The sequence below is a fragment of the Ancylobacter oerskovii genome, from assembly GCF_018390555.1.
Taxonomy (GTDB): Bacteria; Pseudomonadota; Alphaproteobacteria; order Rhizobiales; family Xanthobacteraceae; genus Ancylobacter; species Ancylobacter oerskovii.
This window is the reverse complement of the sequence record NZ_JAHBGB010000006.1, coordinates 385,433-409,787: the sequence shown is the minus strand read 5'-3', so window position 1 is coordinate 409,787 and position 24,355 is coordinate 385,433. Positions and strand designations below refer to the sequence as shown.

21 protein-coding genes are annotated in these 24,355 nt (G+C 69.3%); 14 read left to right on the top strand and 7 right to left on the bottom strand.

The window, feature by feature from the left end:
• Window positions 1-165 precede the first annotated feature (165 nt).
• Complete coding sequence (locus KHC19_RS07045) at window positions 166-462, top strand: GIY-YIG nuclease family protein (RefSeq protein ID WP_213351631.1); 297 nt, start codon at window positions 166-168, stop codon at window positions 460-462.
• Between the two features lie 191 nt (window positions 463-653).
• Here the strand turns inward: KHC19_RS07045 and KHC19_RS07040 are convergent, their stop codons facing one another.
• Both KHC19_RS07040 and KHC19_RS07035 read right to left on the bottom strand, forming a co-directional pair.
• Window positions 654-974: a hypothetical protein gene (locus KHC19_RS07040; protein ID WP_213351630.1), complete on the bottom strand. Its 321-nt coding sequence runs from the start codon at window positions 972-974 to the stop codon at window positions 654-656.
• Window positions 975-1,126: 152 nt separating this feature from the next.
• A complete protein-coding gene (locus tag KHC19_RS07035; RefSeq protein ID WP_213351763.1) occupies window positions 1,127-2,833 on the bottom strand; it encodes an extracellular solute-binding protein in 1,707 nt (568 codons plus the stop codon).
• A gap of 363 nt (window positions 2,834-3,196) precedes the next feature.
• Here KHC19_RS07035 and KHC19_RS07030 point away from each other — a divergent pair, with 363 nt between their 5' ends.
• Window positions 3,197-3,955 carry an invasion associated locus B family protein gene (locus tag KHC19_RS07030; RefSeq protein WP_213351629.1) on the top strand — a complete coding sequence of 253 codons (759 nt, stop codon included), beginning with the start codon at window positions 3,197-3,199 and terminating at the stop codon, window positions 3,953-3,955.
• Window positions 3,956-4,073: 118 nt separating this feature from the next.
• On the opposite strand, the gene hspQ is transcribed toward KHC19_RS07030, so the two are convergent.
• A complete protein-coding gene (hspQ, locus tag KHC19_RS07025) occupies window positions 4,074-4,403 on the bottom strand; it encodes a heat shock protein HspQ (protein WP_213351762.1) in 330 nt (109 codons plus the stop codon).
• 190 nt (window positions 4,404-4,593) lie between these two features.
• Between hspQ and KHC19_RS07020 the strand changes: the two genes are divergently transcribed.
• Complete coding sequence (locus tag KHC19_RS07020; protein WP_213351628.1) at window positions 4,594-5,550, top strand: AEC family transporter; 957 nt, start codon at window positions 4,594-4,596, stop codon at window positions 5,548-5,550.
• A 249-nt stretch (window positions 5,551-5,799) separates the two neighbouring features.
• On the opposite strand, the gene KHC19_RS07015 is transcribed toward KHC19_RS07020, so the two are convergent.
• Window positions 5,800-7,074 carry a UbiH/UbiF family hydroxylase gene (locus KHC19_RS07015; protein WP_213351627.1) on the bottom strand — a complete coding sequence of 425 codons (1,275 nt, stop codon included), beginning with the start codon at window positions 7,072-7,074 and terminating at the stop codon, window positions 5,800-5,802.
• A 167-nt stretch (window positions 7,075-7,241) separates the two neighbouring features.
• Here KHC19_RS07015 and KHC19_RS07010 point away from each other — a divergent pair, with 167 nt between their 5' ends.
• From KHC19_RS07010 to KHC19_RS06970, 9 genes are all read left to right on the top strand, one after another.
• On the top strand, window positions 7,242-7,967 hold the full coding sequence (locus KHC19_RS07010; RefSeq protein WP_213351626.1) for a CDP-alcohol phosphatidyltransferase family protein: 726 nt from the start codon (window positions 7,242-7,244) through the stop codon (window positions 7,965-7,967).
• A 37-nt stretch (window positions 7,968-8,004) separates the two neighbouring features.
• Window positions 8,005-8,982 carry a quinone oxidoreductase family protein gene (locus tag KHC19_RS07005; protein WP_213351625.1) on the top strand — a complete coding sequence of 326 codons (978 nt, stop codon included), beginning with the start codon at window positions 8,005-8,007 and terminating at the stop codon, window positions 8,980-8,982.
• A gap of 267 nt (window positions 8,983-9,249) precedes the next feature.
• Entirely contained in the window at window positions 9,250-10,827 is a 1,578-nt protein-coding gene (locus tag KHC19_RS07000) for an ABC transporter ATP-binding protein (protein ID WP_213351624.1), read from the top strand.
• Window positions 10,817-11,893, top strand: a complete 1,077-nt coding sequence (locus KHC19_RS06995; RefSeq protein ID WP_213351623.1) for an ABC transporter permease — start codon at window positions 10,817-10,819, stop codon at window positions 11,891-11,893. Before KHC19_RS07000 ends, KHC19_RS06995 begins: the two co-directional genes overlap by 11 nt.
• Window positions 11,886-12,809: an ABC transporter permease gene (locus KHC19_RS06990; protein WP_213351622.1), complete on the top strand. Its 924-nt coding sequence runs from the start codon at window positions 11,886-11,888 to the stop codon at window positions 12,807-12,809. The genes KHC19_RS06995 and KHC19_RS06990 overlap by 8 nt, the downstream gene beginning before the upstream one ends.
• Before the next feature lie 112 nt (window positions 12,810-12,921).
• Complete coding sequence (locus tag KHC19_RS06985) at window positions 12,922-14,007, top strand: BMP family ABC transporter substrate-binding protein (protein WP_213351621.1); 1,086 nt, start codon at window positions 12,922-12,924, stop codon at window positions 14,005-14,007.
• A gap of 234 nt (window positions 14,008-14,241) precedes the next feature.
• Entirely contained in the window at window positions 14,242-15,522 is a 1,281-nt protein-coding gene (locus KHC19_RS06980) for an allantoate amidohydrolase (RefSeq protein WP_213351620.1), read from the top strand.
• Entirely contained in the window at window positions 15,519-16,748 is a 1,230-nt protein-coding gene (locus KHC19_RS06975) for an ArgE/DapE family deacylase (RefSeq protein WP_213351619.1), read from the top strand. The genes KHC19_RS06980 and KHC19_RS06975 overlap by 4 nt, the downstream gene beginning before the upstream one ends.
• Window positions 16,749-16,777: 29 nt before the next feature.
• Complete coding sequence (locus KHC19_RS06970; RefSeq protein WP_246548328.1) at window positions 16,778-17,545, top strand: bestrophin-like domain; 768 nt, start codon at window positions 16,778-16,780, stop codon at window positions 17,543-17,545.
• A 400-nt stretch (window positions 17,546-17,945) separates the two neighbouring features.
• On the opposite strand, the gene rimO is transcribed toward KHC19_RS06970, so the two are convergent.
• From rimO to KHC19_RS06955, 3 genes are all read right to left on the bottom strand, one after another.
• Window positions 17,946-19,304: a 30S ribosomal protein S12 methylthiotransferase RimO gene (rimO, locus tag KHC19_RS06965; RefSeq protein ID WP_213351618.1), complete on the bottom strand. Its 1,359-nt coding sequence runs from the start codon at window positions 19,302-19,304 to the stop codon at window positions 17,946-17,948.
• A gap of 141 nt (window positions 19,305-19,445) precedes the next feature.
• Complete coding sequence (hmuQ, locus tag KHC19_RS06960; RefSeq protein WP_213351617.1) at window positions 19,446-19,772, bottom strand: heme-degrading protein HmuQ; 327 nt, start codon at window positions 19,770-19,772, stop codon at window positions 19,446-19,448.
• 77 nt (window positions 19,773-19,849) lie between these two features.
• Entirely contained in the window at window positions 19,850-22,024 is a 2,175-nt protein-coding gene (locus tag KHC19_RS06955) for a TonB-dependent receptor domain-containing protein (protein ID WP_213351616.1), read from the bottom strand.
• A gap of 248 nt (window positions 22,025-22,272) precedes the next feature.
• On the opposite strand from KHC19_RS06955, the gene KHC19_RS06950 reads away from it, so the two are divergent.
• Both KHC19_RS06950 and KHC19_RS06945 read left to right on the top strand, forming a co-directional pair.
• A complete protein-coding gene (locus KHC19_RS06950) occupies window positions 22,273-23,238 on the top strand; it encodes a heme/hemin ABC transporter substrate-binding protein (RefSeq protein WP_213351615.1) in 966 nt (321 codons plus the stop codon).
• Window positions 23,238-24,347 carry a FecCD family ABC transporter permease gene (locus KHC19_RS06945; protein WP_213351614.1) on the top strand — a complete coding sequence of 370 codons (1,110 nt, stop codon included), beginning with the start codon at window positions 23,238-23,240 and terminating at the stop codon, window positions 24,345-24,347. The genes KHC19_RS06950 and KHC19_RS06945 overlap by 1 nt, the downstream gene beginning before the upstream one ends.
• Window positions 24,348-24,355: the final 8 nt, after the last annotated feature.

The window sequence follows — 24,355 nt, the reverse complement described above, 5'->3', positions numbered from 1 at the left end:
GCTCGCGCCTCAGATGAGGTGCGAGGCTGGGGCGGCGTGTCGGGGGGCGAAGGGGGTGTAACGGGCTTGTTCGAGGCGCTGTCTTCCGCTCTCATCCATTGAGAACACCCTCATCCTGAGGTGCGAGCTCAGCGAGCCTCGAAGGATGGTCGCCCTGGAGCGGGAATGAGCGCCTTCGTCTACATGCTGCGCTGCGCCGACGGCTCCTATTACATCGGTTCGACACGCGGGGCGCTGGAAGCGCGCCTGGCCGAACATCAGAGCAGAGCGTTTCCCGGCTACACGTTTCAACGGCGGCCGGTGACGCTCATCTGGTCGGAACATTTCCCGCGGATCGAGGATGCCGTCGCCGCCGAGCGACAGCTGAAGGGCTGGAGCCGTGCGAAGAAGGAGGCACTGGCACGCGGCGACTGGATGTCGGTGCGCGAGGCGGCGCGTCGGCCATCGGTTCGCGGCGGATAGGCGGCCGCCGGGGGCCTGCCCCGGACGAGCATCCTTCGAGGCTCGCTCCGCTCGCGCCTCAGGATGAGGGTGAGCTTGCGGGAAGGTAGCGAAGGGACCGCCTTCGAGGCGCGCTGCGCTCGCCTCGTGACGAGGAGGTGTCCGGGGCGGGGGCCTCAGGCTGTGCCTGTGGGCGGTGCTGCGGGCCGGGCCTATGGATCGGAATCGTAGGCGCCGTCGCCATCGGGCAGGTCGTCGGCGTCCACATCCGCGCCGATGCCCACGCCCACGCCGCCCAGCTCGTTGCCGCCGGCCTGGTTCATGTAGTCCATCGACTTGTCCGAGCCCGGACGGTCAGGCATCGGGCCGGGATCGAGATAGTTCGGGTTATTCAGCGGCGGGATGACGATTTCCTCGCCCATGCTGCGCGGCTGCCCCTGGGGATGAACGGTGATGGACTGCTGGGCCGTTGCCGGGCCTGCAGTAAGTGCCGCTGCGGCAAGGCCGGCGGCAATAAACGCGGCGTAACGCATCTGGTTGAACTCCGAAAGACAGCCAATCTTCGCGCCGCCCGGCCCCTAAGGAGCCGTTTCCGCCGGCTATGTCCAGTGTCCGGGCGTCCCTAGGTTAAGGAAATCCCCGTGTGTGGCCTCCGCGCCCCGTCGCGCGCGGCACACGCGGCCCGTCAGCGCTTGCGCTCGCCCTGCCACCAGGTTTCGGCCAGCGTGCCGCGCAGCGAGAGCGTCGCCGGCCGCTCCACGTCGCGCCAGCGGGCCAGCCATTCGCCCGGCGTATAGAACAGGGGCAGCGAGAAGCGCGCCGAAATCAGCACCCGGTCCAGCGCCCGCACGGCGGTGACGAACGCCTCGCGCGAGCGGGCGGCGAGCAGGGCCTCGATCATCGCGTCCGCCGCCGGGCTCCTGAGCCCCATGAAGTTGCGGGTGCCGGGCGTCTCGGCGGCGTCCGAACCGAAATAGAAGGCCTGCTCGTTGCCCGGCGACAGCGACTGGTCCCAGATATAGGGGACGATGTCGTAGTCGTAATTCGTCTTGCGCGCCTCGAACTGCGCGCCGTCGACCAGGCGGATCGACAGCTCGATGCCGGCACGCTTGAGCATGCGCTGCCAGGACAGCGCCAGGCGTTCCTGGTCGTAGGTGCCGACCAGCACTTCCGGCGCCAGCGGGCGGCCATCGGCGGCGGCGACCAGCCGGCCGCCCTTGAGCACGTAGCCGCCGGCCTCGAAATGCTCCAGCGCCGCCTTCAGCCGGGCGCGGTCGCGGCCGGAGCCGTCCGAGGCGGGCGGCTGCCATGTGCCGTCCATCACCTGCGGCAGCACGGCGTCGGGGAAGGGCGCCAGCAGGGCGCGCTCGGCCGGCTCGGCCGGACGGCCGCGCGACGACAGCTCGGAGCCGTCGAAGAAGCTGCCGTTCCGCTGGTACAGGCCGAAATAGAGATTGGCGTTCGCCCATTCGGCGTCGAACAGATCCATCATGCCGGCCCGGACGCGCACATCGTCGAAGGGCTTGCGGCGCATGTTGAAGATCAGCGCCGAATAGGGCTTGGGCACGCGGGTGGCGATGTCCTCGCGCAGGATGCGCCCGTCGCGCACCGCCGGTATGTCGTAGCCCGAGCTCCAGCGGCCGGGATCGGTCTCGAAGCGGATGTCGGTGAGGCCGCGCTTGAAGGCCTCGAACAGGCCGTTGACCTCGCGGTAATAATCGTAGCGCAGCTCGGCGAAATTATAGAGGCCGCGATTGACCGGCAGGGCGTCGCCCCAATAGTCGGCGCGCCGGCGCAGGATGACGCTTTCGCCGGGCCGCACGGTGGCGACCTCGTAGGGGCCGGTGCCCAGCGGCGCCCTGAAGCTGGTCTGCTCGAAGGTGGCGGTGTCGGTGGCGTGGCGGGCGAGGATCGGCATCAGGCCGAGGATCAGCGGCAATTCGCGGTCGGCGCCGGCGAAGTCGAAGCGCACCAGACGCTCGCCCATAGCCTGTGCGCGGGCGACCTTGGCGTAGTAGCTGCGCATGTTCGGCCGGCCGCGAGCCTTCAGCAGCTCGAAGGAGAAGATCACATCGGCGACGGTGAGCGGGGTGCCGTCGGCGAATCGGGCGCGCTCGTCGAGCTCGAAGGCGACATAGGAGCGGGCGTCGTCGGTCTCGATCGAGCGCGCCAGCAGGGCGTAGACGGTGAAGGCCTCGTCCGGCGAGCGCGCCATCAGGCTCTCGACGATGTTCCAGCGCACGAAGGGCGCCGGCGAGCCGCGCACGATGAAGGGATTGAGGCTGTCGAAGGCGCCGACCGCGCCCTGCACCAGCCGCCCGCCGCGCGGCGCGGCCGGATTGACGCTGGCATAGTGAGAAAAATCAGCCGGATAGAGCGGCGCGCCATGCATGGCGAGGCCGTGACGCGGGGCGGTTTCCGCATTTGGACCGATGGCTGCCACGGTTTCGGCATGCCCGCGGGTCACAATGGCCGGCAGGCAGGCCGCTGTCCAAATTGCGCCGTTTGCGGCGATGAGGCCGTTGCGCAGGACGGCGCGACGGGTGATATCGGTCACGCTTGCTGTTTCCTTGCGACGGATTCGGTCTGGATCGGTCGCGCCACTGATAACAGAATGGACGCCGGCCGCGCCATGAGCCACTGTCTTGCCGCATTTGAACGGGAGACAGCCTCGTCTTCCCAGAGGCGCCAAGGCGTCCGTCGCCGTAGCCCAGCTGCCGTAGCTTCGCCGCGGTTCGCACGACAGGAACTTGATATGATCAGACGCTCGTTTCCCGCGCCGCAGTCGCGCCTCGCGCGCAAGGTCGCCGGCGCCGCCCTGCTGCTGGCGCTCGCCGGTTCCGGCCCGGCCCTCGCCCAGGCGCAGAAGCCGGCGGCCAAGCCTGCCCCGGCGCAGGCCCAGGCGCCCGCGCAGCAGCAGCAGGCTGCCCCGCAGATCCCGGCGATTCCGATCCCGTGGGTGAAGCGCTGCGAGGACAACCAGCAGATCAACAAGAAGGTCTGCAATTACGAGCAGAGCATCATCACCGACACCGGGCAGTTCCTGGTCCGCTTCGGCATCTTCGAGGTGAAGGACGACCCGAAGAAGTTCTTCACCGTCTCCTTCCCGACCGGCGTGCTGCTGCGCCAGGGCTTCCGGGTGGCGCTCGCCAACGAGCAGCCGATCCTCGGCACCTACATCATGTGCGACGAGCGCACCTGCCGCGGCGACCTGCAGGTCGACGACGACTTCATCGCCCGCATGAAGAAGGCGCCCGGCCTGACCATCCAGGCCGCCAATGCGGTCGGCCGTCTCGTCAACTACCCGATCGGCCTCGGCGACTTCGCCAAGGTCTATGACGGCTCCGACACCGACCCGAAGGTGTTCGAGGAGCAGGTCAAGAAGATCCAGGACCAGGTGAAGGCCCGCCAGGAGCAGCTCAAGGCCCAGGCCGACGCGCGCGAGCAGGCCACCAAGCAGGGGCTGGAGAAGCTCGGTGCCGAGAAGCTGAAGGGCGCCCAGCCGGCCCAGTGAGGCCGGCTCTCCCGCCCGCGGGAGCGCGATGCGAACGAAAAGCCCGGCCTCTCGCGAGCGCCGGGCTTTTTCATGATCGGTGACGGTCTTGGCGGCTCCGTCGCGGCGCCCCGGGTCGCTATTGCAGCCGGTCGCTCTTCACCCGCCAGCCGCCGTCGCCGTCGGCCGCGAGCATCTCCTCGACCTGGGGATGGCGCACCGGCTCGCCGGACGTGTCCGGCTCGAGGTTCTGCTCGGAGACATAGGCGACATATTCGGTGTCGGCGTTCTCGGCCAGCAGGTGGTAGAAGGGCTGGTCCTTGGACGGCCGCATATGCTCGGGAATGGATTCCCACCACTCGTCGGTGTTGGCGAACTCCGGGTCCACATCGAACACCACGCCGCGAAACGGGAAGTGGCGGTGGCGCACCACCTGGCCGATGCGGTATTTGGCGATGCGTTCCTTCATATCCATGTCGTTCGCCTTTCCGCGCCGGTGAGCCCTAAGCGCCGGGTGCGATGATGTCAACTTTAGCCGTAGGCGGGTTCGGGAGCAGGATGCTACCTTGGTAGAAGTTCCGCCGCAGATCAGGAAGCAACCGGCGTGCCGCCCCGGCGGCGCGATTGACCGGCCTGCCGCAAGCCGATAGCCAACGGGCATGGCCGACGTCCTCGCGCTTGCGCTTCCCTTCTTCGGCGTGATCTTCCTCGGCCTCGGCTGCGGCAAGATCGCGCGCATTCCCGAAAGCGGCCTCGCCTGGCTCAGCTTCTTCATCATCTATGTGGCGCTGCCGGCGCTGTTCTTCTCGCTGGTGGCGCGCACGCCGTTCCACGAACTGGCCAATGGCCGCTTCATCCTGGTGACCACGCTGTCCTCGGCGACCTGCTTCGCGCTGTCGCTGGCCATCGGGCTGTGGCTGCGGCGCGGCAACCTGCCGGAGGCGACGATCTCGGCGGTGGTCGGCTCCTATTCCAATGTCGGCTATATGGGCCCGGGCCTGACGCTGGGCGCCCTGGGGGCGGCCGCCTCGGTGCCGACCGCGCTGATCTTCGTGTTCGACAGCCTGTTCTTCTTCACCGTCGTGCCGCTGCTGATGGCGCTGGGCGGGCGGGAGAAGCGCTCCATCGGCGCCACGCTCTGGTATGTGGTGCGGCGGGTGGTGACGCATCCCTTCAACGTCGCCACCTTTCTCGGCGTGCTCGCCGCCGCCGTCGAGTTCCATCCGCCGGCGGCGATCGACCGGATGCTGGAGTTCCTGAAGAACGCCGCGGCGCCCTGCGCGCTGTTCACCCTCGGCGTTTCGGTGGCGCTGCGGCCGATGGGCAAGGTGCAGGGCGAGGTGCCGTTCCTCATCGCCATCAAGCTGCTCGTCCATCCGCTGCTGGTGTTCACGGTGCTGATGCTGGTCGGCGGCTTCGCGCCGGTGTGGGTGGCGACCGCGGTGCTGATGGCCGGCCTGCCGCCGGCGCTCAACGCCTTCATCATGGCCAAGCAGTACGAGACCTATGTCGAGGGCGCCTCCGGCGGCGTGCTGATCGGCACCGTGGTGTCGGTGGCCACCGTCACCGCGCTGCTCTATGCGGTGCAGCACGACATGCTGCCGCACGGATTTTGATGGGCAGGAAGCCGCCTCCAGCCCGGAACGGGCGGGCCACAGGTCGAGCGACAGGGAACAAGGAAGGGCAGGCCGGTGTGGGCTTGCCTTGGTTCCCGCCCCAGAGCGACCTCATCCCGAGAGGTGAGCGCAGCGAGCCTCGAAGGAGGACCCTCGAGCGCACCCGCACCCGGATGAGCATCCTTCGAGGCCAAGCCTGCGGCCAGGCACCTCAGGGTCGGGGTGGTTTATTTGTGCTTCTATAAATGGTTATGAGGCGTTCTTCGTGTCGTGCGCGAGCTCGTCTCCCCGCGTGCGCATCAGCGGTGGCACGTCGCGGGTCGGGCCGACGCCCTCGCGCATGACGAGGCGGCGCAGCGTGGCCGAGCGCCCGAGCGCCCAGAGGCCGAGGCCGCGTACGCCCTGTACCGGCAGGAAATCGGTGAGCAGCGAGCGGTTGAACAGGTCCACCGCCAGGCTGCGGCTGCCGACATCCGCCCGGCGGCGGCGTTCATAGGCGGCGGCGACCTCGGCGCCGGCGATGTCCTGCCCGGTGCGGCGGGCTGTGCCGGCGAGCTCGGCGAGGGTGGCGGCGTCGCGTATGCCGAGATTGAGCCCCTGCGCGCCGATGGGCGGGATGATGTGCGCGGCCTCTCCGAGCAGGAAGATGCGGCCGCTCGCGAAGCGCTCGGCGGTGCGGGCGGCGAGCGGGAAGGCGCCGCGCGGGCCGTCGAGCCGCATCTTGCCGAGCAGCGAGTGGGCACGGCGCTCCATCTCGCGGGAGAAGGCGGCCTCGTCCAGCGCCATCAGCGCCTCGGCGTCCTTCGGGGCCACCACGCAGACGAGGCTGACCCGCCCGCCCGGCAGCGGCACCACCGTGAACGGGCCGGTCGGGGTGTGGAATTCGGTGGAGATGTCGCGATGCGGGCGCTCGGCCGACAGCGTGGCGGTGATCGCCACCTGCGGGTAGTCGTGCGAACGCAGGCCGATGCCGGCGGCGGCCCGGCAGGGCGATTGCCGCCCGTCGGCGGCGGCCACCAGCGCGGCGGTGAGGCGGGTGCCGTCGTCGAGTACGAGCGTCGCGGCCTCCGGGCCATCCGACACCGCGGTGACGCTGGCCGTATGGCGGGTGATTCGCGGTTCGGCGGCGACGGCCTGCTCCAGCGCCTGCAGCAGCGTCTCGTTCTCGACATTCCAGGCGAAGCCGGGCAGGCCGAGATCGGCCGCCGCGAAGCTCACCTCCGGCGCGCGCCACAGCCGGCCGGTGTCGTCGACGAGGCGCATCACCCGCAGCGGCGACACCCGGCCGTTCAGGCGGGCCCAGGCGCCGAGCGCATCGAGGGCGCGTACCGAGCCGTCCATCAGCGCGGTGGTGCGGGCATCGCGGCCGCGCGGCGGGCCGACCAGCGCGACGTCGAGCCCCTCCGCGGCCAGAGCGAGGGCGGCGATCAGGCCCGCGGCACCGGCGCCGACCACGGCCACCGGCGAACCTTCGGACGGCTTCGGCGTTGGGTTTTGCGGCGCGGCGGCCGGTCGCGGCTCCATCTGGGGCCTCCATGAATGTTGTGCGGGGCTACAAGGCCGGGCAGGAGTGTGGGATAAGCGAGGGCAACGCGGTCTGTCCATGCGGATTGCTCCAGGCGTGATATATGCGCGACGTCGATGAAGAACATGCCGGCCGGCCCCGCGTCGCGGCCATGGGAGAACCACCAGTGGCGGTGTCCGCTAAACCTTTTGCCGAAAGGCCGACGCGCCAGCAGACGCTGGCCTTCGCCGTCCATATCTTCACCGCCACCGGCGCCGTGCTCGGCCTGCTGGCGCTGATCGCCGCCGTCGAGGGCAACTGGGCGCTGATGTTCGCCTGGCTGGGCGCCGCCCTGTTCGTCGACGGCATCGACGGTTCGATCGCCCGCAAGGTGCGCGTGGTGGAGGTGCTGCCGCGCTGGTCCGGCGAGACGCTCGACCTCGTGGTCGACTACCTCACCTATGTGCTGGTGCCGGCCTTCGCGGTGGCGACCGGCGGGTTGATGCCGACTTGGCTCGCCGTGCCCGCCAGCGCGGCGATCCTGCTCACCAGCGCGCTGTATTTCGCCGACACCAACATGAAGACCGAGGACAAGTATTTCCAGGGCTTCCCGGCGGTGTGGAACCTGGTGGTGTTCTACTTCTTCCTGCTGCCGATGAACGGCTATGTGGTGGCGGCGATCATCGCCTTCCTCTCGGCCGCCACCTTCCTGCCGATCAAGTTCGTGCATCCGTTCCGGGTGGTGCGCGGGCGGATCCTGACCATCGCGCTGATGACGCTGTGGGCGTTGCTGGCGGTGACGGCGGTGGTGGAAAAGCTGGCGCCCCCGGTGTGGGTGGATGTCGGCCTGTGCCTCGTCGGCCTCTATTTCCTGCTGTTCGGGCTGGTGCCGTCGCGGCGCCGGGCCGCCTGATCCCATCCTTCCAGATCCTTTTGCCGGAGTGAGACCCATGGTGTTGGCGGTGCGGGTGCACGAGGTCGGCGGACCCGAGGTGCTGAAGCTGGAGGAGATCGAGCTCGGCGCGCCGGGGCCGGGCCAGGTGCGGCTGCGCCATACCGCCATCGGGCTGAACTTCATCGACACCTATTTCCGTTCCGGCCTCTATCCCGCGGTGGGCGGCACGCCCTTCACCCCCGGCAACGAGGCGGCAGGGGTGATCGAGGCGGTGGGCGAGGGCGTGACCGGCTTCAAGCGCGGCGACCGGGTGGCCTATGGCACCGCCTTCGGCGCCTATTGCGCCGAGCGGATCATGCCGACCGCGACGCTGGTGAAGATCCCCGACGGCGTGGAGGACGAGGTCGCCGCCGCGATGATGCTGAAGGGCATGACCGCGCGCTACCTGCTGCGTCAGACCTACCCGGTGAAGGCCGGCGACGTGGTGCTGGTGCAGGCAGCGGCGGGCGGCGTCGGGCAGATCCTCTGCCAATGGGCGAACCATCTCGGCGCCACGGTGATCGGCACCGCCGGTTCGCCGGAGAAATGCGCCATCGCCAGGGAAGCCGGTGCCGCCTACACCATCGACTACTCGAAGGAGGACTTCGCGGCGCGGGTGAAGGAGATCACCGAAGGCGCGCTGTGCGACGTGGTCTATGACGGCGTCGGCCAGGCGACCTATCCCGCCTCGCTGGACTGCCTGCGCCCGCGCGGCATGTGGGTGAGCTTCGGCAACGCCTCCGGCGCCATCCAGAATTTCTCGCTGCTGCTGCTCTCGCAGAAGGGCTCGCTCTATGCGACGCGCCCGACGCTGTTCACCCATGTCTCGACCCGCGAGGCGCTGGAGGCGAACGCCGCCGACCTTTTCGACGTCGTGCAGAAGGGCGTGGTGAAGATCCCGGTGAACCAGCGCTACAAGCTCGCCGATGTCGCCGAGGCGCATCGCGAGTTGGAGGGCCGCAAGACCACCGGCTCGAGCGTGCTGATTCCCTAGGATAAGGGGCGCCGCAGCAGCCGGGGAAGGCCGCGGCGGCGCGTGGCCGGCGAGAAGGCCGGAAAATACGAAAATGCCGTGAATTACGGCAGGATCCCGGACCGGCCGGCCAGACTTTGGGCTTGCTCTGCTTAACCGGCATGCGATGCTTGTTAAAAGTGCATCGGCGTGGAAACCGGATGAGACATCGCTGCCCGTTCCGACCGGTTCCGCAGGAGCTTTCCGCGGCCGCCTCGGCAAGCCATGACAGCCGCATCGGGGCTCGCCATGACTGACGTCTCCGCGCCCGCTGCCTCATCGTCCCCGGGGGATTCGCCGCCGGCCGTGCTGGAGGCGATCGGGCTGACCAAGCGCTTCGGCGCCCTGCTGGCGAACGATCACGTCAGCCTCGCCATCCGTGCCGGCGAGACACATGCGCTGCTCGGCGAGAACGGCGCCGGCAAGTCGACGCTGGTGAAGATGATGTGCGGCCTCATCCAGGCCGATTCGGGCGAACTGCGCTTCGACGGCACTCCCGTCACCTTCCCCGATCCCGCCGCCTCCCGCGCCCGGGGCGTCGGCGTGGTGTTCCAGCATTTCGCGCTGTTCGATGCGCTGACGGTGGTAGAGAACGTCGCGCTGGGGCTTCCCGCGCATGAGAGCCTGCCGGCGCTGGCGGCGCGCATCGAGGCCTGCGTGCATCGTTACGGGCTGGCGGTCGAGCCGTACCGGCGGGTCGGCCAGCTGTCGGTGGGGGAGCGCCAGCGGGTGGAGATCGTCCGCTGCCTGCTCGGCGACCCGCGGGTGCTGATCCTCGACGAGCCGACCTCGGTGCTCACCCCCGATGAATCCGAGAACCTGTTCCGCACGGTGGATCTGCTCACCGCCGAGGGGCGGGCGGTGCTGTTCATCTCGCACAAGCTCGACGAGGTGCGCCGCCTGTGCCAGCGCGCCACCGTGCTGCGCGGCGGCAAGTTCATCGCCGAGGTCGATCCGCGCCGGGAGAGCGCGGCGAGCCTCGCGCGGCTGATGGTCGGCGCCGAGGTGCCGCGCACGCCCCGCACGGTGACGCACGAACTCGGCGAGCCGCGGCTGCTGGTGAGGAACCTCACCCTCAAGGGCGACGGGTCGCGCGGCTCGGCGCTTCACGACATCGAGCTCGAGATCCGTGCCGGCGAGATCGTCGGCATCGCCGGGGTGGCCGGCAACGGCCAGACGGCGCTGTTCGAGGCGCTGTCCGGCGAGCGGCTCGGCGGCGACCCGGAGGCGATCGTCATCAACCGCGTGCCGGCCGGGGCGCTGGGGCCGACCGAGCGCCGGGCGCTCAAGGCAGGCTTCGTGCCGGAGGAGCGGCTCGGCCACGCCGCGGCGCCGGACATGCGGCTCTCCGACAATGTGCTGCTGACCACCCATGGCGACGGCAGGATCGTCCGCCACGGCATCGTCAGCCAGTCGGCGCTGCATGCGCGCTTCGCCGAGATCGTGAAGCGCTTCGACGTGCGCTTCGGCGGCCGCGACCCCAAGGCACGGCGGCTCTCGGGCGGCAATCTGCAGAAATTCGTCATCGGCCGCGAGGTGCTGCGCGAGCCGGTGCTGCTCGTCGTCGACCAGCCGACCTGGGGCGTCGACGCGGCGGCCGCGGCCTTCATCCGCACCACGCTGCGCAGCCGGGCGGCCGAGGGCTGCGCGGTGCTGGTGATCAGCCAGGACCTCGACGAATTGCTGGAATTCACCGACCGCATCGCGGTGATGAGCGAAGGTCGGCTCACCCGGCCGGTGCCGGTGGAGGAGACCTCGCGCGAGGCGATCGGCCTCGCCATGGGCGGGGCGCTTGCGCCCGCCCCGGAGGATGCCGATGCCGCTTAAGCTCGAACGGCAGGAGAACGTCCCGCTCGCCGGGCTGGTGGCGGCGCCCTTCGTGGCGCTGGCGGTGACGCTCGTCGTCGGTACGGTGATGTTCGCCGTCATGGGCCGCGACCCGGTCGAGGCGTTCCGCATCTATTTCGTCGATCCGCTGAGCGATGCCTACACGCTGCAGGAGCTGGTGGTGAAGGCCGGCCCGCTGCTGCTGATCGGCATCGGCCTCGCCTTCTGCTACCGCGCCAACCGCTGGAACATCGGCGCCGAAGGCCAATATGTCGCCGGGGCGCTGGCCGGTTCCTGGCTGGCGCTGGCGACGCACGGCACCGAGGCCGGGCCGTGGGTGCTGCCGGCGATGCTGGTGCTGGGCGCGCTGGGCGGCGCCGCCTACGGGCTGATTCCCGCGCTGCTGCGGGTGCGCTTCGGCGCCAGCGAGATCCTCACCTCGCTGATGCTGGTCTATGTCGCCCAGCTCGGCCTCGACTATCTGGTGCGCGGCCCGTGGCGCGACCCGGCCGGCTTCAACTTCCCGCAGAGCGTGTCCTTCGATGCGGTGGCGACCATGCCGCTGCTGCTGGGCGAGGGGCGCCTGCATGCCGGCATCGTCATCGGCCTGATCGCCGTGGCCGCCGCGACCTTCGTGCTGGGGCGCACGCTGGTGGGCTTCTCCATCGAGCTCGGCGGCTCGGCGCCGCGCGCGGCGGCCTTCGCCGGCTTCCACGAGAAGCGCGTCACCTATGGCGTCTTCGCCGTTTCCGGGGCGCTGGCGGGGCTTGCCGGCATCATCGAGGTGGCGGGGCCGATCGGCAATCTCCAGCCTTCCATCTCGCCGGGCTACGGCTTCACCGCCATCATCGCCGCCATGCTGGGGCGGCTGCACCCGGTGGGCATCCTCGTCGCCAGCCTGGTGCTGGCGCTCACCTATATCGGCGGCGAGGCGGCGCAGATCTCGCTGCGCATGCCCTTCGACGTCACCCGCGTGTTCCAGGGCACGCTGCTCTTCGCCATATTGGCGGCGGACGTGCTGGTGCGCTACCGCATCCGCCGGGTGGAGGGCACGCGCCATGCTTGATGCGGCGATGGTCGGCGCGGTGCTGGCGAGCGTGGTGGCGGCGGCGTCCACGCTGCTCATCGCCTCGCTCGGCGAACTGGTGGCCGAGCGGGCGGGCACGCTCAATCTCGGCGTCGAGGGCATGATGATCGTCGGCGCGGCGGTCGGCTACGCCACCGGCTATTCCTCGGGCAGCCTCCTTCTCGGCACGCTGGCGGCGGTGCTGGCCGGCACGGCGCTGTCGCTGGTGTTCGCCACGCTGGCGATCTGGCTGGCGGCGAACCAGGTGGCCTCCGGCCTCGCCACCACCATTCTCGGCCTCGGGCTGGCCGGGCTGATCGGCGCTCCCTTCGTCGGCACCCGGCTCGACGCGGCGCCGGAGCTCCAGGTGCCGGGCCTGACCGACCTGCCCCTGCTGGGCGAGGCGCTGTTCGGGCAGAACGCCTTCGTCTACGCCTCGCTGGCGCTGCTGGCGCTGGTGAGCTGGGGGCTGGCCCGCACCCGGGCCGGCCTCGTCATCCGCGCGGTGGGCGAGAGCCATGCCGCCGCCCACGCCCTCGGCCACCCGGTGCGCCGGATCCGCACGCTGGCGGTGATGTTCGGCGGCGCCTGCGCCGGGCTGGCGGGAGCGCATCTGTCGCTCGCCTACACGCCGTTCTGGGCCAGCGACATGACGTCCGGGCGCGGCTGGATCGCCCTGGCGCTGGTGGTATTCTCCGCCTGGAAGCCGCTGTGGCTGCTGGCCGGGGCCTATCTGTTCGGCGCGGTCTCGATCCTGCAGCTGCATGTGCAGGGCTTCGGCTTCGGCATTCCCCCGCAGCTGCTTTCCGCCTTGCCCTATCTGGCGACGGTGGTGGCGCTGGTGCTGATCTCGGCGCTGAAGCGCGGGCAGGGCGCCCCGGCCTCGCTCGGCGTGCCCTTCGTGCCCGACCGCTGAGCGCCGGGACGATCCCCTCCGGCCGCGCAGGCGGCCTCATGTCCCGGCGGCGACGGCCACGCCGGGGCGGACATCCAAGCGGCCGCCACGGACAGGAAGAGCGGAGACGTTCATGCGGAAGATTCTCTCATTGGCGCTGGGCCTCGCCGCCGGTGCGGCGCTGGCCGGCGCCGGCGCGCTGCCGGCTTCCGCCGCCGAGAAGCTGAAGGCGGCGTGGGTCTATGTCGGCCCGGTCGGCGATTTCGGCTACAGCTACCAGCACGACCAGGGCCGCAAGGCGGTGGAGAAGGCGTTCGGCGACAAGGTCGAGACCACCTTCGTCGAGAACGTGCAGGAAGGCCCGGACGCCGAGCGCGTCATCGAGCAGCTGGCCCGCGCCGGCAACAAGCTGATCTTCACCACCTCCTTCGGCTTCATGGAGCCGACGCTGAAGGTCGCCAAGCGCTTCCCCAACGTGCATTTCGAGCACGCCACCGGCTACAAGCGGGCCGCCAACGTCGCGACCTACAACGCCAAGTTCCACGAGGGCCGCTACATCCTCGGCCAGATCGCCGCCAAGATGTCGAAGGCCGGCACCGTCGGCTACATCGCGTCCTTCCCGATCCCGGAAGTGATCTCCGGCATCGATTCCTTCATGCTCGGCGCCCAATCGGTGAAGCCGGACATGAAGGTGAAGATCGTGTGGGTGAATTCCTGGTTCGACCCGGCCAAGGAAGCCGACGCCGCCAAGGCGCTGATCGACCAGGGCGCCGACATCATCGCCCAGCACACCGACAGCCCGGCCGCGATGCAGGCCGCCGAGCAGCGCGGCGTCAAGGCGTTCGGCCAGTCCTCGGACATGATCCAGTTCGGCCCCAAGGCGCAGCTGACCGCCATCGTCGACGACTGGGCGCCCTATTATGTCCAGCGGGTGCAGGAGCAACTCGACGGCAAGTGGAGCTCGACCGATACCTGGGACGGGCTGAAGGAAGGCGTCGTGCACATGGCTGACTACACCAACATGCCCGACGACGTGAAGAGGATGGCCGAGGAGACCGAGGCGGCGATCAAGTCCGGCGCGCTGCACCCCTTCAAGGGCCCGGTCTACAAGCAGGACGGCACGCTGATGGTGAAGGAGGGCGAGGTGATGTCGGACAAGGACATCCTGTCGCTCAACTGGTACGTGAAGGGCATCGACGACAAGGTGCCCGGCCAGTGACGCCCGCGGCCTGAAGCCCGGCGCCGCGTGATCCCCGGGCTCGCCCCCGGGGATTTTCGCCGGCGGGCGGGAGCCGCGCGACAGCGGCAGGCCCGGATACGACACCGGGGAGGGGGCGCCGCGACCCCGGCGGCGCGGCGATTGCCAAAGCCACCTCCATATGCGAAGGCGCCGGGGGATGCCGTGCCGGACCCGACCTGGGGCCCGGGCGGAAACGGGAGCGGCGACGCAGGCATGACGATACCGGTGGACATCGCCGCGACGGGCGCGCGGGCGACGGCGATGCTGGAGGCGCTCGGCGCCGTCTCGCAGGGCGAGGCCGGCCTCACCCGGTTCTTCCTCACCCCGGAACATCGCCGCGCGGCCGATCTGGTGGCCGGCTTCATGCGCGAGGCCGGGCTCGACGTCTCCGAGGATGCGCTGGGCACCGTGCGCGGCCATTGGCATCCGGCCGGCGCGGACGCGCCGCGGCTGTTGATCGGCTCGCATATCGATACCGTCGCCCAGGCCGGCAAATATGACGGCACCATGGGCGTGGTGGCCGGCATATTGGCGCTCGAAGCGGTGATCAAGGCGGGGGTGATCCGTCCCTACGGCATCGACGTGCTGGCCTTCGGCGACGAGGAGGGCACGCGCTTCCCGACCACGCTGTCGTCCTCGGCCGCCGTCGCCGGGCATTTCCTGCCGTCCTGGCTCGGGGCCCGCGACGCCGACGGCATCTCGCTCGAGGCGGCGATCCGCGCCTATGGCAAGGACCCGGCCCACATACCGGCCGCCGCCTACGATCCCGAAAAGACCATCGCCTATATCGAGGCGCATATCGAGCAGGGGCCGGTGCTGGAAGCCGAGGGCCAGCCGCTCGGCATCGTCTCGGGGATCGCCGGCGCCTCGCGGCTGTCGATCACCGTCACCGGCGAAGCCGGGCATGCCGGCACCGTGCCGATGCGCATGCGCCGCGATGCCTTCGCCGGTGCCGCCGAGATGGCGCTGGTCGCCGAGAAGATCGCCCGCGCCGACCGCCACGGCATGGTCGCCACGGTGGGACGGCTGCATGTCGAGCCCGGCTCGGTCAACGTCATCCCGTCGCGGGTGGTCTTCACCCTCGACCTGCGGTCCGGCTCCGACCTCTCGCGGCGCGAGGCGCTGACCGAGTTCGAGCGCGAGGCGCACCGCATCGCCGATGCGCGCGGGCTGGGCGTGGTGATCTCAGCCTTCCACGAGGTCGGCACCGTGCCCTGCTACCGCGACCTGCAGCTGAGGCTGCGCAACGCGGCTGCCGATCTCGGCCACCGCGCGCCCACCCTGCCGTCCGGCGCCGGCCATGACGGGCAGGCGATGTCGCAGCTTTGTCCGATCGGCATGCTGTTCGTGCGCTGTCGCGGCGGCATCAGCCACAATCCCGCGGAATATGCGGCGCCCGAGGATATCGGGCTTGCGGTGGCGGCGCTGGTGCGTTTCATCGAACGCTTCGCACTGCCCCAATTGGCCAGCAGTCCCAATGGAGCCGACCAGTGAGCCAGGACAACCCTGCCGCCGACACCGAGGGGCGCCTCGCCCGCGAGGTGGCGTTCCTCAAGGCGCTGGTCCGCGTGCCGAGCGACAACCCGCCCGGCGACTGCGCGGTGCATGCCGAGGTGACCGGGCAGTTGCTGGAGGAACTCGGCTTCATCGTCGAGCGCCACCCGGTGCCGGAGCCCTTCGTGAAGAGCTACGGCATGAAGTCGGTGGTCAATCTCGTGGTGCGCGAGCGCTTCGGCGAGGCGAAGGGGCCGGTCATCGCGCTCAACGCCCATGGCGACGTGGTGCCGCCCGGCGAGGGCTGGACCTTCGATCCCTATGGCGGGGAGGAGAAAAGCGGCGCGATCTACGGGCGCGGCGCGGCGGTGTCGAAATCGGACTTCGCCACTTACGCCTTCGCGCTGCTCGCCCTGAAGCAGCGTCCCGAGGGACTCGACGGCACGGTCGAGCTGCATCTGACCTATGACGAGGAGGCTGGCGGCTTCGTCGGGCCGAAATGGCTGCTGGGGCAGGGGATCTCGCAGCCCGACTACGCGATCTCCGCCGGCTTCTCCTATGCGGTGGTGGTGGCGCATAACGGCGCGCTGCATCTCGAGATCGTGGTGCGGGGCAAGCAGGCGCATGCCGCCATGCCGGAGACCGGCGCCGACGCGCTGGAGGCCGCCACCGCCATCCTCACCGCCATCTATGGCGAGCGCCGCCGCCTCTACGGCATCGTGAGCGCCACGCCGGGCATCGGCTCGCCGAAGATCACCGTCGGCCTGATCTCCGGCGGCATCAACACCAATGTGGTGCCGGACCGCATCACCCTGCGCGTCGACCGGCGGCTCACGCCGGAGGAGAACGGCGAGGAGGTCGAGGCCGGGCTCACCGCGCTGGTGGAACAGGCGGTGGCCGGCTGGGACGGCATCGACATCGAGTGCCGGCGCATCATTCTCGCCGAGCCGCTGCGCACCTTGCCGGGCACCGAGCGGCTGGTCGACACCATCCAGAAGCACGCGAGCGCGGTGCTGGGCGAGGTGGCGCCGGCGACTGCCGTCCCGCTCTATACCGATGCGCGCCACTACACCGCCGCCGGGGTGCCGACCGTGCTCTACGGCGCCGGGCCGCGCTCCATCCTCGAAGCCAACGCCCATGCCGCCGACGAGCATGTCCGCATCTCCGACCTCGACAAGGCGACGCGGATCGTCGAGGGCGCGCTGCGCGACCTCCTGAAGGCATAGGCGGGCGTGGCGGATAGACGAGACGGCCGATGATGCCGCTGCTGGACCTGTTCATCGACGATTATTTCGCGTGGTTCGTCGCGGCGATCGGCGCCATTCCGCTCGCCACCGGCCTGCTGTGCTACTGGGGGGCGATGCATCCGCGGGTGATCGCGATCTTCGATCCGCGCGACCTGCAGACCTCCTACCTGCCGGCGCTGACGCTGCCTTTCGCGCTGTTCCTCGCCTTCATGGTGAGCGACATCTGGAACCGCGAGACCCGCTACGCCCAGACGGTGCTGCAGGAGGTGCAGAAGCTCGACGCCATGCTGGATACCGCACGGGTCTGCGGCCCGACCTGCGCCAATATCGACGAGGCGGTCAGCGCCTATGCGCGGGCCCTCTCGCACTATGAATGGGACGAGGGCTGGGTCTATCCGCAGCCGGAAGTATCACAGGCCTTCGACACGCTGGTCTCTACCGTGGCGGTCGCCGAGGCGGACAATACGGTGGCGAGCCATGTGCGCAGCGCGCTGCTCGCCGGCCAGACCGAGCTGCGGCGGCTGCGGACCGACCGCTACTTCATCCTGCATGCCGACCTGGCGCCGCATCGCTGGCTGGTGGTGCTGCTGCTCGGCGTGCTGTCGCAGGTCGGGCTGGCGGCGCTGCATGTCGGCCGGCGGCCGCAGCTGCGGCTGGCGCTGGCGACCTTCTCGATCGCCTTCTCGGTGACGCTGGCCTACACGGTCGGGCTCGCCTGGCCGACGGTGGACGAGAGCATCATCCCCTCCGAGGATCTGCGGCGGATCCTGGAATAGGGGGCGGGGTCGACACCGCGCGGTGGCGCAGTCTTGCCCGCCATTCCCCTTGGCGGTCATTCCCTTGTTTCCTGCTCGTCCTCCGGGATCGGCCGGGTGCGCTTGAGCGAGCATCCTTCGAGGCTCGCTGCGCTCGCACCTCAGGATGAGGCCGCTCGAGGTGGATGGGAGACAGGGGCTCGTCCCGGGGCAGTAAGGTAGCGTCGCCGTCTCGCAAGAGCACCCTCATCCTTAAGGTGCCCGGCGTCAGCCGGGCCTCGAAGAATGCTTATGCGGGCGCGCTTGAGCGGGCATCCTTCGAGGCTCGCTGTGCTCGCACCTCAGGATGAGGCCGCTCGAGATGGACGCAGAGACAGATGCTGCGCTCCGGGCGCAGCGGCGGGGAAACTGCCGCCCGCCCTCAGAACCCCACCGCGGTGCCGTGCAGGTCGTAGGCGTCGGCACGCTCGATCTTCACCGTGGCGATCTCGCCGACGCGCAGCGGCCGGCGCGAGGCGACATGCACCACGCCGTCGATCTCCGGCGCATCCGCCTTGGAGCGGCCGACCGCTACCGTGGGGCCGACGGAATCGATGATCACCTGCTGGCGGGTGCCGACCTTCTTCTTCAGCCGGCGGGCGGAGACGCGCTGCTGCACCTCCATGAAGCGGTTCCAGCGCTCCTGCTTCACCTCGTCGGGGATCGCTTCGCCGAGATCGTTGGCCGGGGCGCCCGCCACCGGCTCGTATTTGAAGCAGCCGACGCGGTCGAGCTCCGCCTCTTCCAGGAAGGCGATCAGCTCCTCGAACTCCGCCTCGGTCTCGCCGGGGAAGCCGACGATGAAGGTGGAGCGCAAAGTGAGGTCCGGGCAGGCGGCGCGCCAGGCCTGCACGCGCGCCAGCGTCTTTTCCTGCGCCGCCGGGCGCTTCATGCGCTTCAGCACCGTCGGCGAGGCGTGCTGGAAGGGGATGTCGAGATAGGGAAGGATCACGCCTTCCGCCATCAGCCCGATCACCTCGTCGACATGCGGATAGGGATAGACATAGTGCATGCGCACCCAGGCGCCGAGCGAGCCCAGCTCGCGCGACAGGTCGAGGAAGCGGGCGCGAACCTGCCGGTCCTTCCACTGGCTCTCGGCATATTTCAGGTCGACGCCATAGGCCGAGGTGTCCTGCGAGATGACCAGCAGCTCCTTCACCCCGGCGGCGACCAGCTTTTCGGCCTCGCGCAGCACCTCGCCGGCCGGCCGGCTGACCAGGTCGCCGCGCAGCTTGGGGATGATGCAGAAGGTGCAGCGATTGTTGCAACCCTCTGAAATCTTGAGATAAGCGTAGTGGCGCGGGGTGAGCTTCACCCCCTGCGGCGGCACGAGGTCGATGAAGGGATCGTGGCGAGGGGGCACCGCGGCATGCACCGCCTCGACAACGCTCTCATATTGCTGCGGGCCGGTGACGGCGAGCACGCCGGGATGCACGCCGCGGATCTGCTCGGGCTCGGCGCCCATGCAGCCGGTGACGATGACCTTGCCATTCTCCTTCAGCGCGTCGCCGATGGCGGCGAGGCTCTCGGCCTTGGCGCTGTCGAGAAAGCCGCAGGTGTTGACGATGACGAGGTCGGCACCCTCATGCTTGCGCGAGAGCTCGTAGCCCTCGGCGCGCAGGCGCGTGACGATGCGCTCGGAATCGACGAGCGCCTTGGGGCAGCCCAGCGAGACGAAGGAGATGCGCGGCGCCTCGCCGGCGGGGCTGTGCGGGGCGTCGATCGACGCGAGATCGGCCATGATGTCGGGCTCGGTTTCAAAGCAAGCGCGAGCCGTTAATCGAGGCGCGGTCCGGCGTCAACTCACGAAGATGCCGGGCCGCCGCGCGCAGGGCGCAGGGCGGGCCCGGCGTGAGGTGTCGGACGGTCGGATGAAGCGCCGTCAGGCGGCCTTTTCGGAGCGGCCGAGATCGACCGCCTCGAACAGCTCCACCTCGGGATGGCCGAGATAGAGCGGCTTGTTGCCACCGGCATTCCTGTGGGCGGCGCGGAAGGCCTCAGACTTGGTCCAGGCCTCGAAATCGGCGCGGCTGCCCCAGATGGTATGCGAGGCGTAGAGCGTGTGGTCGTCGCGCTGCGGGCCGCGCAGCAGGTCGAACTTCTTGAAGCCCGGCACGGTGGAGAGGTGGCTGTCGCGCTCGCGCCAGACGCGCTCGAATTCGGCCTCCGAGCCGAGCTGCACCTTGAAGCGGTTCATGGCGATAAACATGGAATGTCCCTCATTCGTCGGATGGGTGATGCCGGACGATAGCGTCCGGCATCGAGAGAAGGAAACCGGCGCGCGGCTCAGAAATGCGCGCGCAGGCTCATCAGCACGGTGCGACCCTCGCCGGTGTTGCCGGTGAAGCCGGTCGGGTTGACCGAGAGCGCGGGGGTGTAGTCCTCGTCGAACAGGTTGGTGGCGTCGACGCGGAAGGTCAGCCTGTCGTTGATCTGGTAGCTGCCGAACAGGTCGAACAGGTTGTAGCTCGGCGAGGGCGTGGAACTGATCGCGGCGCCGGTGAACGTCGGGTTGAAGCCGATCAGCGTCGACTGCGAGTAGAAGGAGTAGCGCCCGCCGATGGTCAGCTTCTCGTCGAGGAAGCGCAGGCCGGCGGTCATCGAGAAGATGTTGTCCGGCAAATACTGGTTGGTGCCGAAGCCCTGGGTCTGCGGCGGCAGGTCGTTGTCGTTGTGGGTGAAGCTCGCCGAGGCGAAGAAGGTGCGGGCGTCGTAGGTCGCTTCCAGCTCGACGCCGCTGACCTGCGAGGTGCCGTCGACATTGCAGAAGAAGGTCTGGGTGGAGCGGCCACCCAGGCAGGTGACGATGTAGTTGGAGATGTCGTTCGAGAAGTAGTCGGCCTTCAGGCGGAACTGGTCGTTGGCGGTGAACAGGCCGTCCTTGCGAATGTTGACGCCGAACTCCCAGCCCTTCGAGATTTCCGGCTGCAGATAGGGGTTGGCGGAATAGGACTGGTTGGCGCCGCCCGGATGCTCGCCGCCGACCATGGTCTCGCTCACCGTCGGCGCGCGCATGGTCTCGGCATAGGTCACATAGGGCTGGAGCCAATCATAGGGGTTGATGGCCAGGGTGAACTTCGGGTCGAAGCGACCGTCGCTCTCGTTCACCTCCCACGGGCCGATCGGCACCGCGCCGCCGGGCAGGTTCTCATAGCCCGAGCCGTCCAGCGTGTAGAAATCGTAGCGCAGGCCGAGGATGAAATCGACGATGTTGTAGCTGAAGGTGGTCTCGGAGAAGACGCCGCCGACGCTGCTCGTGCCCGCCGGATTGACGCCGCCATAATTGGCGGGGTTGACGCTGTTGGAGGCGCTGACGTCGTCGTAGAAATACTCGAACCCGTTGATGGTCGAGACCGCGACCTCGCCCCACATGAAGTTCGAGGTGTTGGAGGTGTCGAAGCCCCAGCCCTGGTCCTCGATGACGCGGCCGCGCGAATTCGAGGTCGTGCGCGGCGTGTTGAGGTAGGTCATCGTCAGGTCGTTGTAATAGGCGTTGAACCGGAAATCGATCAGCTCGCTGTCCGGGTCGTAGTGATACTTCGCCGTGTAGGTGTTGTTGGTGATCTGCTGGTCGGCCGAATTGGCGTAGAAGAAGTTGTTGTAGAACACCGCGCCGAGCTTCAGCGTCGAGTCGTCGGTGAGCTTGATGTCGCTCTTCAACAGGCCCGAAGAAAGGTTCTGCCACGTATAGGGCACCATCTGGCCGGCGCCGTTCTCGTAGTTGGTCGGGCTGGAATTGGCGATGGCGACCGCCACCGAGACGCGGTCGTTCAGCTTGGCGGCGCCGGCGAACATTTCCTGCCAGCCCTGGCCGTTGCTGCCCCAGGTGAGGTTGCCGATCGCGCCCCACTGGTTGCCGGGCTTGATGATGTCGTCGACGCCGAGGGTGCGCATGTCCGCCGCGCCGGCCAGCGCGCCGGCGCCGCCGGCGGTGGAGACCGCGCCGCGGGCGATGTCGACGCCGGCCAGCAGCTGCTCGTCGACGTAGGCGAAGCCCGACGCCTCATGGCCGACGAAGCGGAAGTTCTGCCGCACGCCGTCGATCATCATGTTGACCCGGCCGAAGCCCTGGAAGCCGCGAATATTGATGGCGACGCCGGGATTCGAGGTGCTCTGCTCGGTGAAGGTGCCGGGCACGGTGCGCAGCACGGTGTCGAGGCGGGACGACTGGTTGAGGTTGTTCAGCATGTTGACCGTGCTGACCGCCGAGGGGGTGGAGTAGGGATCGGAGACCAGCCGGCCATCGGCGCCCTGCACCGTCACCGTCGGCAGGGCCTCCGCCTCGGTGGCGGCGGCCGTCGCGCCCGTACCCGACGCGGCGGTTCCCGAAGCGGCGGTGGCCGCCTGTTGCGCCAGCGCCGGCGTCGCGGCCAGCAGCGCGGTCAGCGAGATGCCCAGGAGGGCGGAGCGTCGGGAAAGCGGACGGCGCCGGGCGCCGGCGCGCGGGAAGGTCGCGGCCATGATCATCCTCAATGCGTAAGCCGCGAGGCCGGGGAGCTGCCGGGACCGGCATTTCGACTCCGCCTCGCATCTGCGTCACATTGGGTGATATTTTCATGTAAATATCGGAGTCAACAAAGTTTAGTTACATTTTATAATAATTATAAGATACACAAATGCTGCGATTTTGACCTAATCAATCTTTCGAAAATGAATTGAATCAACGCGATCATTGGTTCACATAAGCGGCAAGATTGAGAGGTGCCGCCATGGTCAATGCGATTTATAATAGTTTAAAACTTGTGTTTCTTCTGGCCGTGTCACTTTTACCACACGATTACGCCCGTGCCGCCGAGCCGGTGCCGACCGAAATCGTCGACGGCGCCGGCCGGCATGTGGCGGTGAAGGACACCAGCCGGGTGGTCGCGATTGGCGGGTCGATCACCGAGATTCTCTATGCGCTCGGGCTTCAGGACCGCATAGTCGCGGTGGACACGACGAGCGTGTTCCCGCCGCAGGCGCTGAAGGACAAGCCGGATGTCGGCTATATGCGCGCGCTCTCCGCCGAGGGCGTGCTGGCGCTCGGCCCCAGCCTGGTGCTGGCGATGGAGGGGTCCGGCCCGCCCGCCACCATCAATGTGCTGCAGCAGGCCTCGGTGCCGTTCCTGCTGGTGCCGGAGGGGCACGATGCCGCCGGCGTCGCCGCCAAGATCCGCTTCGTCGCCCACGCCATGGGGGTGGACGAGAAGGGCGAGGCGCTGGCCAGGGCGGTGGCCGAGGACTTCGCGGCGCTCGAGGCGATGCGGACCCGCATCAAGGAGCCCCGCGGCGCGGTGTTCGTGATGTCGATGGGCGGGGGCTCGCCGATGGTGGGCGGCGCGGGCACCGGTGCCGACGCGGCCTTCAAGCTTGCCGGCGTGACCAATGCGATGGGCGCCATCACCGGCTACAAGCCGGCCTCCGGGGAAGCGGTGCTGGCGGTCGAGCCCTATGCGGTCGTGAAGATGGGGCAGGGCGGCGGCGCGGCGGACGCTCTTCTCCAGCTGCCCGCCTTCGCGACGCCGCCGGCGGCGCGCGACAAGCGGCTCATCCCGGTGGACGGGGCCTATCTGCTTGCCTTTGGACCCCGCACCCCGCAGGCGGCCCGCGATCTCGCCGCGGCGATCTATCCCGAGCTCGACCTGCCGAAACTGCCCGAGCGGGCCTGGACCCGCACGCCGGGGAGCGCACAGTGATGCTCGAGGCGGTCGCGGTGGGAACGGTGCCGGAGCGGACGGCGCGGGAGCGGCGGGCGCGGCTGGGCCTCGCCGCCTGTGCGGCGCTGGCGGCGGCGGCGGCGCTCGCCTCGCTGGCCATCGGGCCGGTGACGATCCCGGTGGAGCATGTGCTCGCCATTCTCTGGCGCGCGATGGGCGGCAGCGTCGTTGCCCCGGAAATCGGGCTGCGCGAGAGCGTGGTGGTGCTGGACATCAGGCTGCCGCGCACGCTGATGGGGCTGATGGTCGGCGCCGCGACGGCGACCGCCGGGGCGGTGATGCAGGGCATTTTCCGCAACCCGCTCGCCGATCCCGGCCTGATCGGCGTATCGAGCGGGGCGGCGCTGGCCGCGGTGTTGTGGATCGTGCTCGGCGCCTCGTTGACGGCGGCGTTGCCGGCTGCCGGTCTGCCGGCGTTCCTCGGCGAATTCGGCCTGCCGGCCGCCGCCTTCGCCGGCGCGCTGCTGGTCACCATGGTGCTGCATGTGGTGGCGACGCGCGAGGGACGCACCTCGGTGGCGACGCTGCTCTTCGCCGGCATCGCCTTCGGGGCGATGGCGGGGGCGGGGACGGGCATATTGGTGTTCATCGCCTCCGACCAGCAATTGCGCGACCTGACCTTCTGGACCATGGGCAGCCTCGGCGGCGCCACCTGGGCCAAGCTGGCGGCGGCGACGCCCTTCGTGCTGGTGCTGCTGGCGCTGGCGCCGCCGCTGGCACGGGCGCTCGATGCGCTGGCGCTGGGCGAGGCGGCCGCCTTCCATGTCGGCGTCGACGTCGAGCGCTCGAAGCGCCTCGCCATCGCCGGCGTCGCCGCCGGTGCGGGGGCCGCGGTGGCGGCGGCAGGTGTGATCGGCTTCGTCGGGCTGGTGGTGCCGCATCTCCTGCGGCTACTCATCGGACCGGGCCATCGCCTGCTGCTGCCGGCCTCGGCGCTGGCCGGCGGCGCGCTGCTGCTCGGCGCCGATCTCGTGGCCCGTACCATCGCCGCGCCGGCGGAACTGCCGCTCGGCATCGTCACCGCCGCCATCGGCGCGCCGTTCTTCCTGTGGCTGCTGCTGCGCCGGCGGGCCGAGCTGTTCGGATGAGAGCCATG

Coding starts and splice junctions, on each gene's coding strand:
- KHC19_RS07015 (WP_213351627.1), bottom strand. CDS start 7,074: ATGGAGCCGCGACCGGCCGCCGCGCCGCAAAACCCAACGCCGAAGCCG.
- KHC19_RS07000 (WP_213351624.1), top strand. CDS start 9,250: ATGACTGACGTCTCCGCGCCCGCTGCCTCATCGTCCCCGGGGGATTCG.
- hmuQ (WP_213351617.1), bottom strand. CDS start 19,772: ATGTTTATCGCCATGAACCGCTTCAAGGTGCAGCTCGGCTCGGAGGCC.
- KHC19_RS07030 (WP_213351629.1), top strand. CDS start 3,197: ATGATCAGACGCTCGTTTCCCGCGCCGCAGTCGCGCCTCGCGCGCAAG.
- KHC19_RS06955 (WP_213351616.1), bottom strand. CDS start 22,024: ATGGCCGCGACCTTCCCGCGCGCCGGCGCCCGGCGCCGTCCGCTTTCC.
- KHC19_RS07040 (WP_213351630.1), bottom strand. CDS start 974: ATGCGTTACGCCGCGTTTATTGCCGCCGGCCTTGCCGCAGCGGCACTT.
- hspQ (WP_213351762.1), bottom strand. CDS start 4,403: ATGAAGGAACGCATCGCCAAATACCGCATCGGCCAGGTGGTGCGCCAC.
- KHC19_RS07005 (WP_213351625.1), top strand. CDS start 8,005: ATGGTGTTGGCGGTGCGGGTGCACGAGGTCGGCGGACCCGAGGTGCTG.
- rimO (WP_213351618.1), bottom strand. CDS start 19,304: ATGGCCGATCTCGCGTCGATCGACGCCCCGCACAGCCCCGCCGGCGAG.
- KHC19_RS06945 (WP_213351614.1), top strand. CDS start 23,238: ATGCTCGAGGCGGTCGCGGTGGGAACGGTGCCGGAGCGGACGGCGCGG.
- KHC19_RS06985 (WP_213351621.1), top strand. CDS start 12,922: ATGCGGAAGATTCTCTCATTGGCGCTGGGCCTCGCCGCCGGTGCGGCG.
- KHC19_RS06980 (WP_213351620.1), top strand. CDS start 14,242: ATGACGATACCGGTGGACATCGCCGCGACGGGCGCGCGGGCGACGGCG.
- KHC19_RS06995 (WP_213351623.1), top strand. CDS start 10,817: ATGCCGCTTAAGCTCGAACGGCAGGAGAACGTCCCGCTCGCCGGGCTG.
- KHC19_RS07020 (WP_213351628.1), top strand. CDS start 4,594: ATGGCCGACGTCCTCGCGCTTGCGCTTCCCTTCTTCGGCGTGATCTTC.
- KHC19_RS06950 (WP_213351615.1), top strand. CDS start 22,273: ATGGTCAATGCGATTTATAATAGTTTAAAACTTGTGTTTCTTCTGGCC.
- KHC19_RS06970 (WP_246548328.1), top strand. CDS start 16,778: ATGATGCCGCTGCTGGACCTGTTCATCGACGATTATTTCGCGTGGTTC.
- KHC19_RS06990 (WP_213351622.1), top strand. CDS start 11,886: ATGCTTGATGCGGCGATGGTCGGCGCGGTGCTGGCGAGCGTGGTGGCG.
- KHC19_RS07045 (WP_213351631.1), top strand. CDS start 166: ATGAGCGCCTTCGTCTACATGCTGCGCTGCGCCGACGGCTCCTATTAC.
- KHC19_RS07035 (WP_213351763.1), bottom strand. CDS start 2,833: ATGCATGGCGCGCCGCTCTATCCGGCTGATTTTTCTCACTATGCCAGC.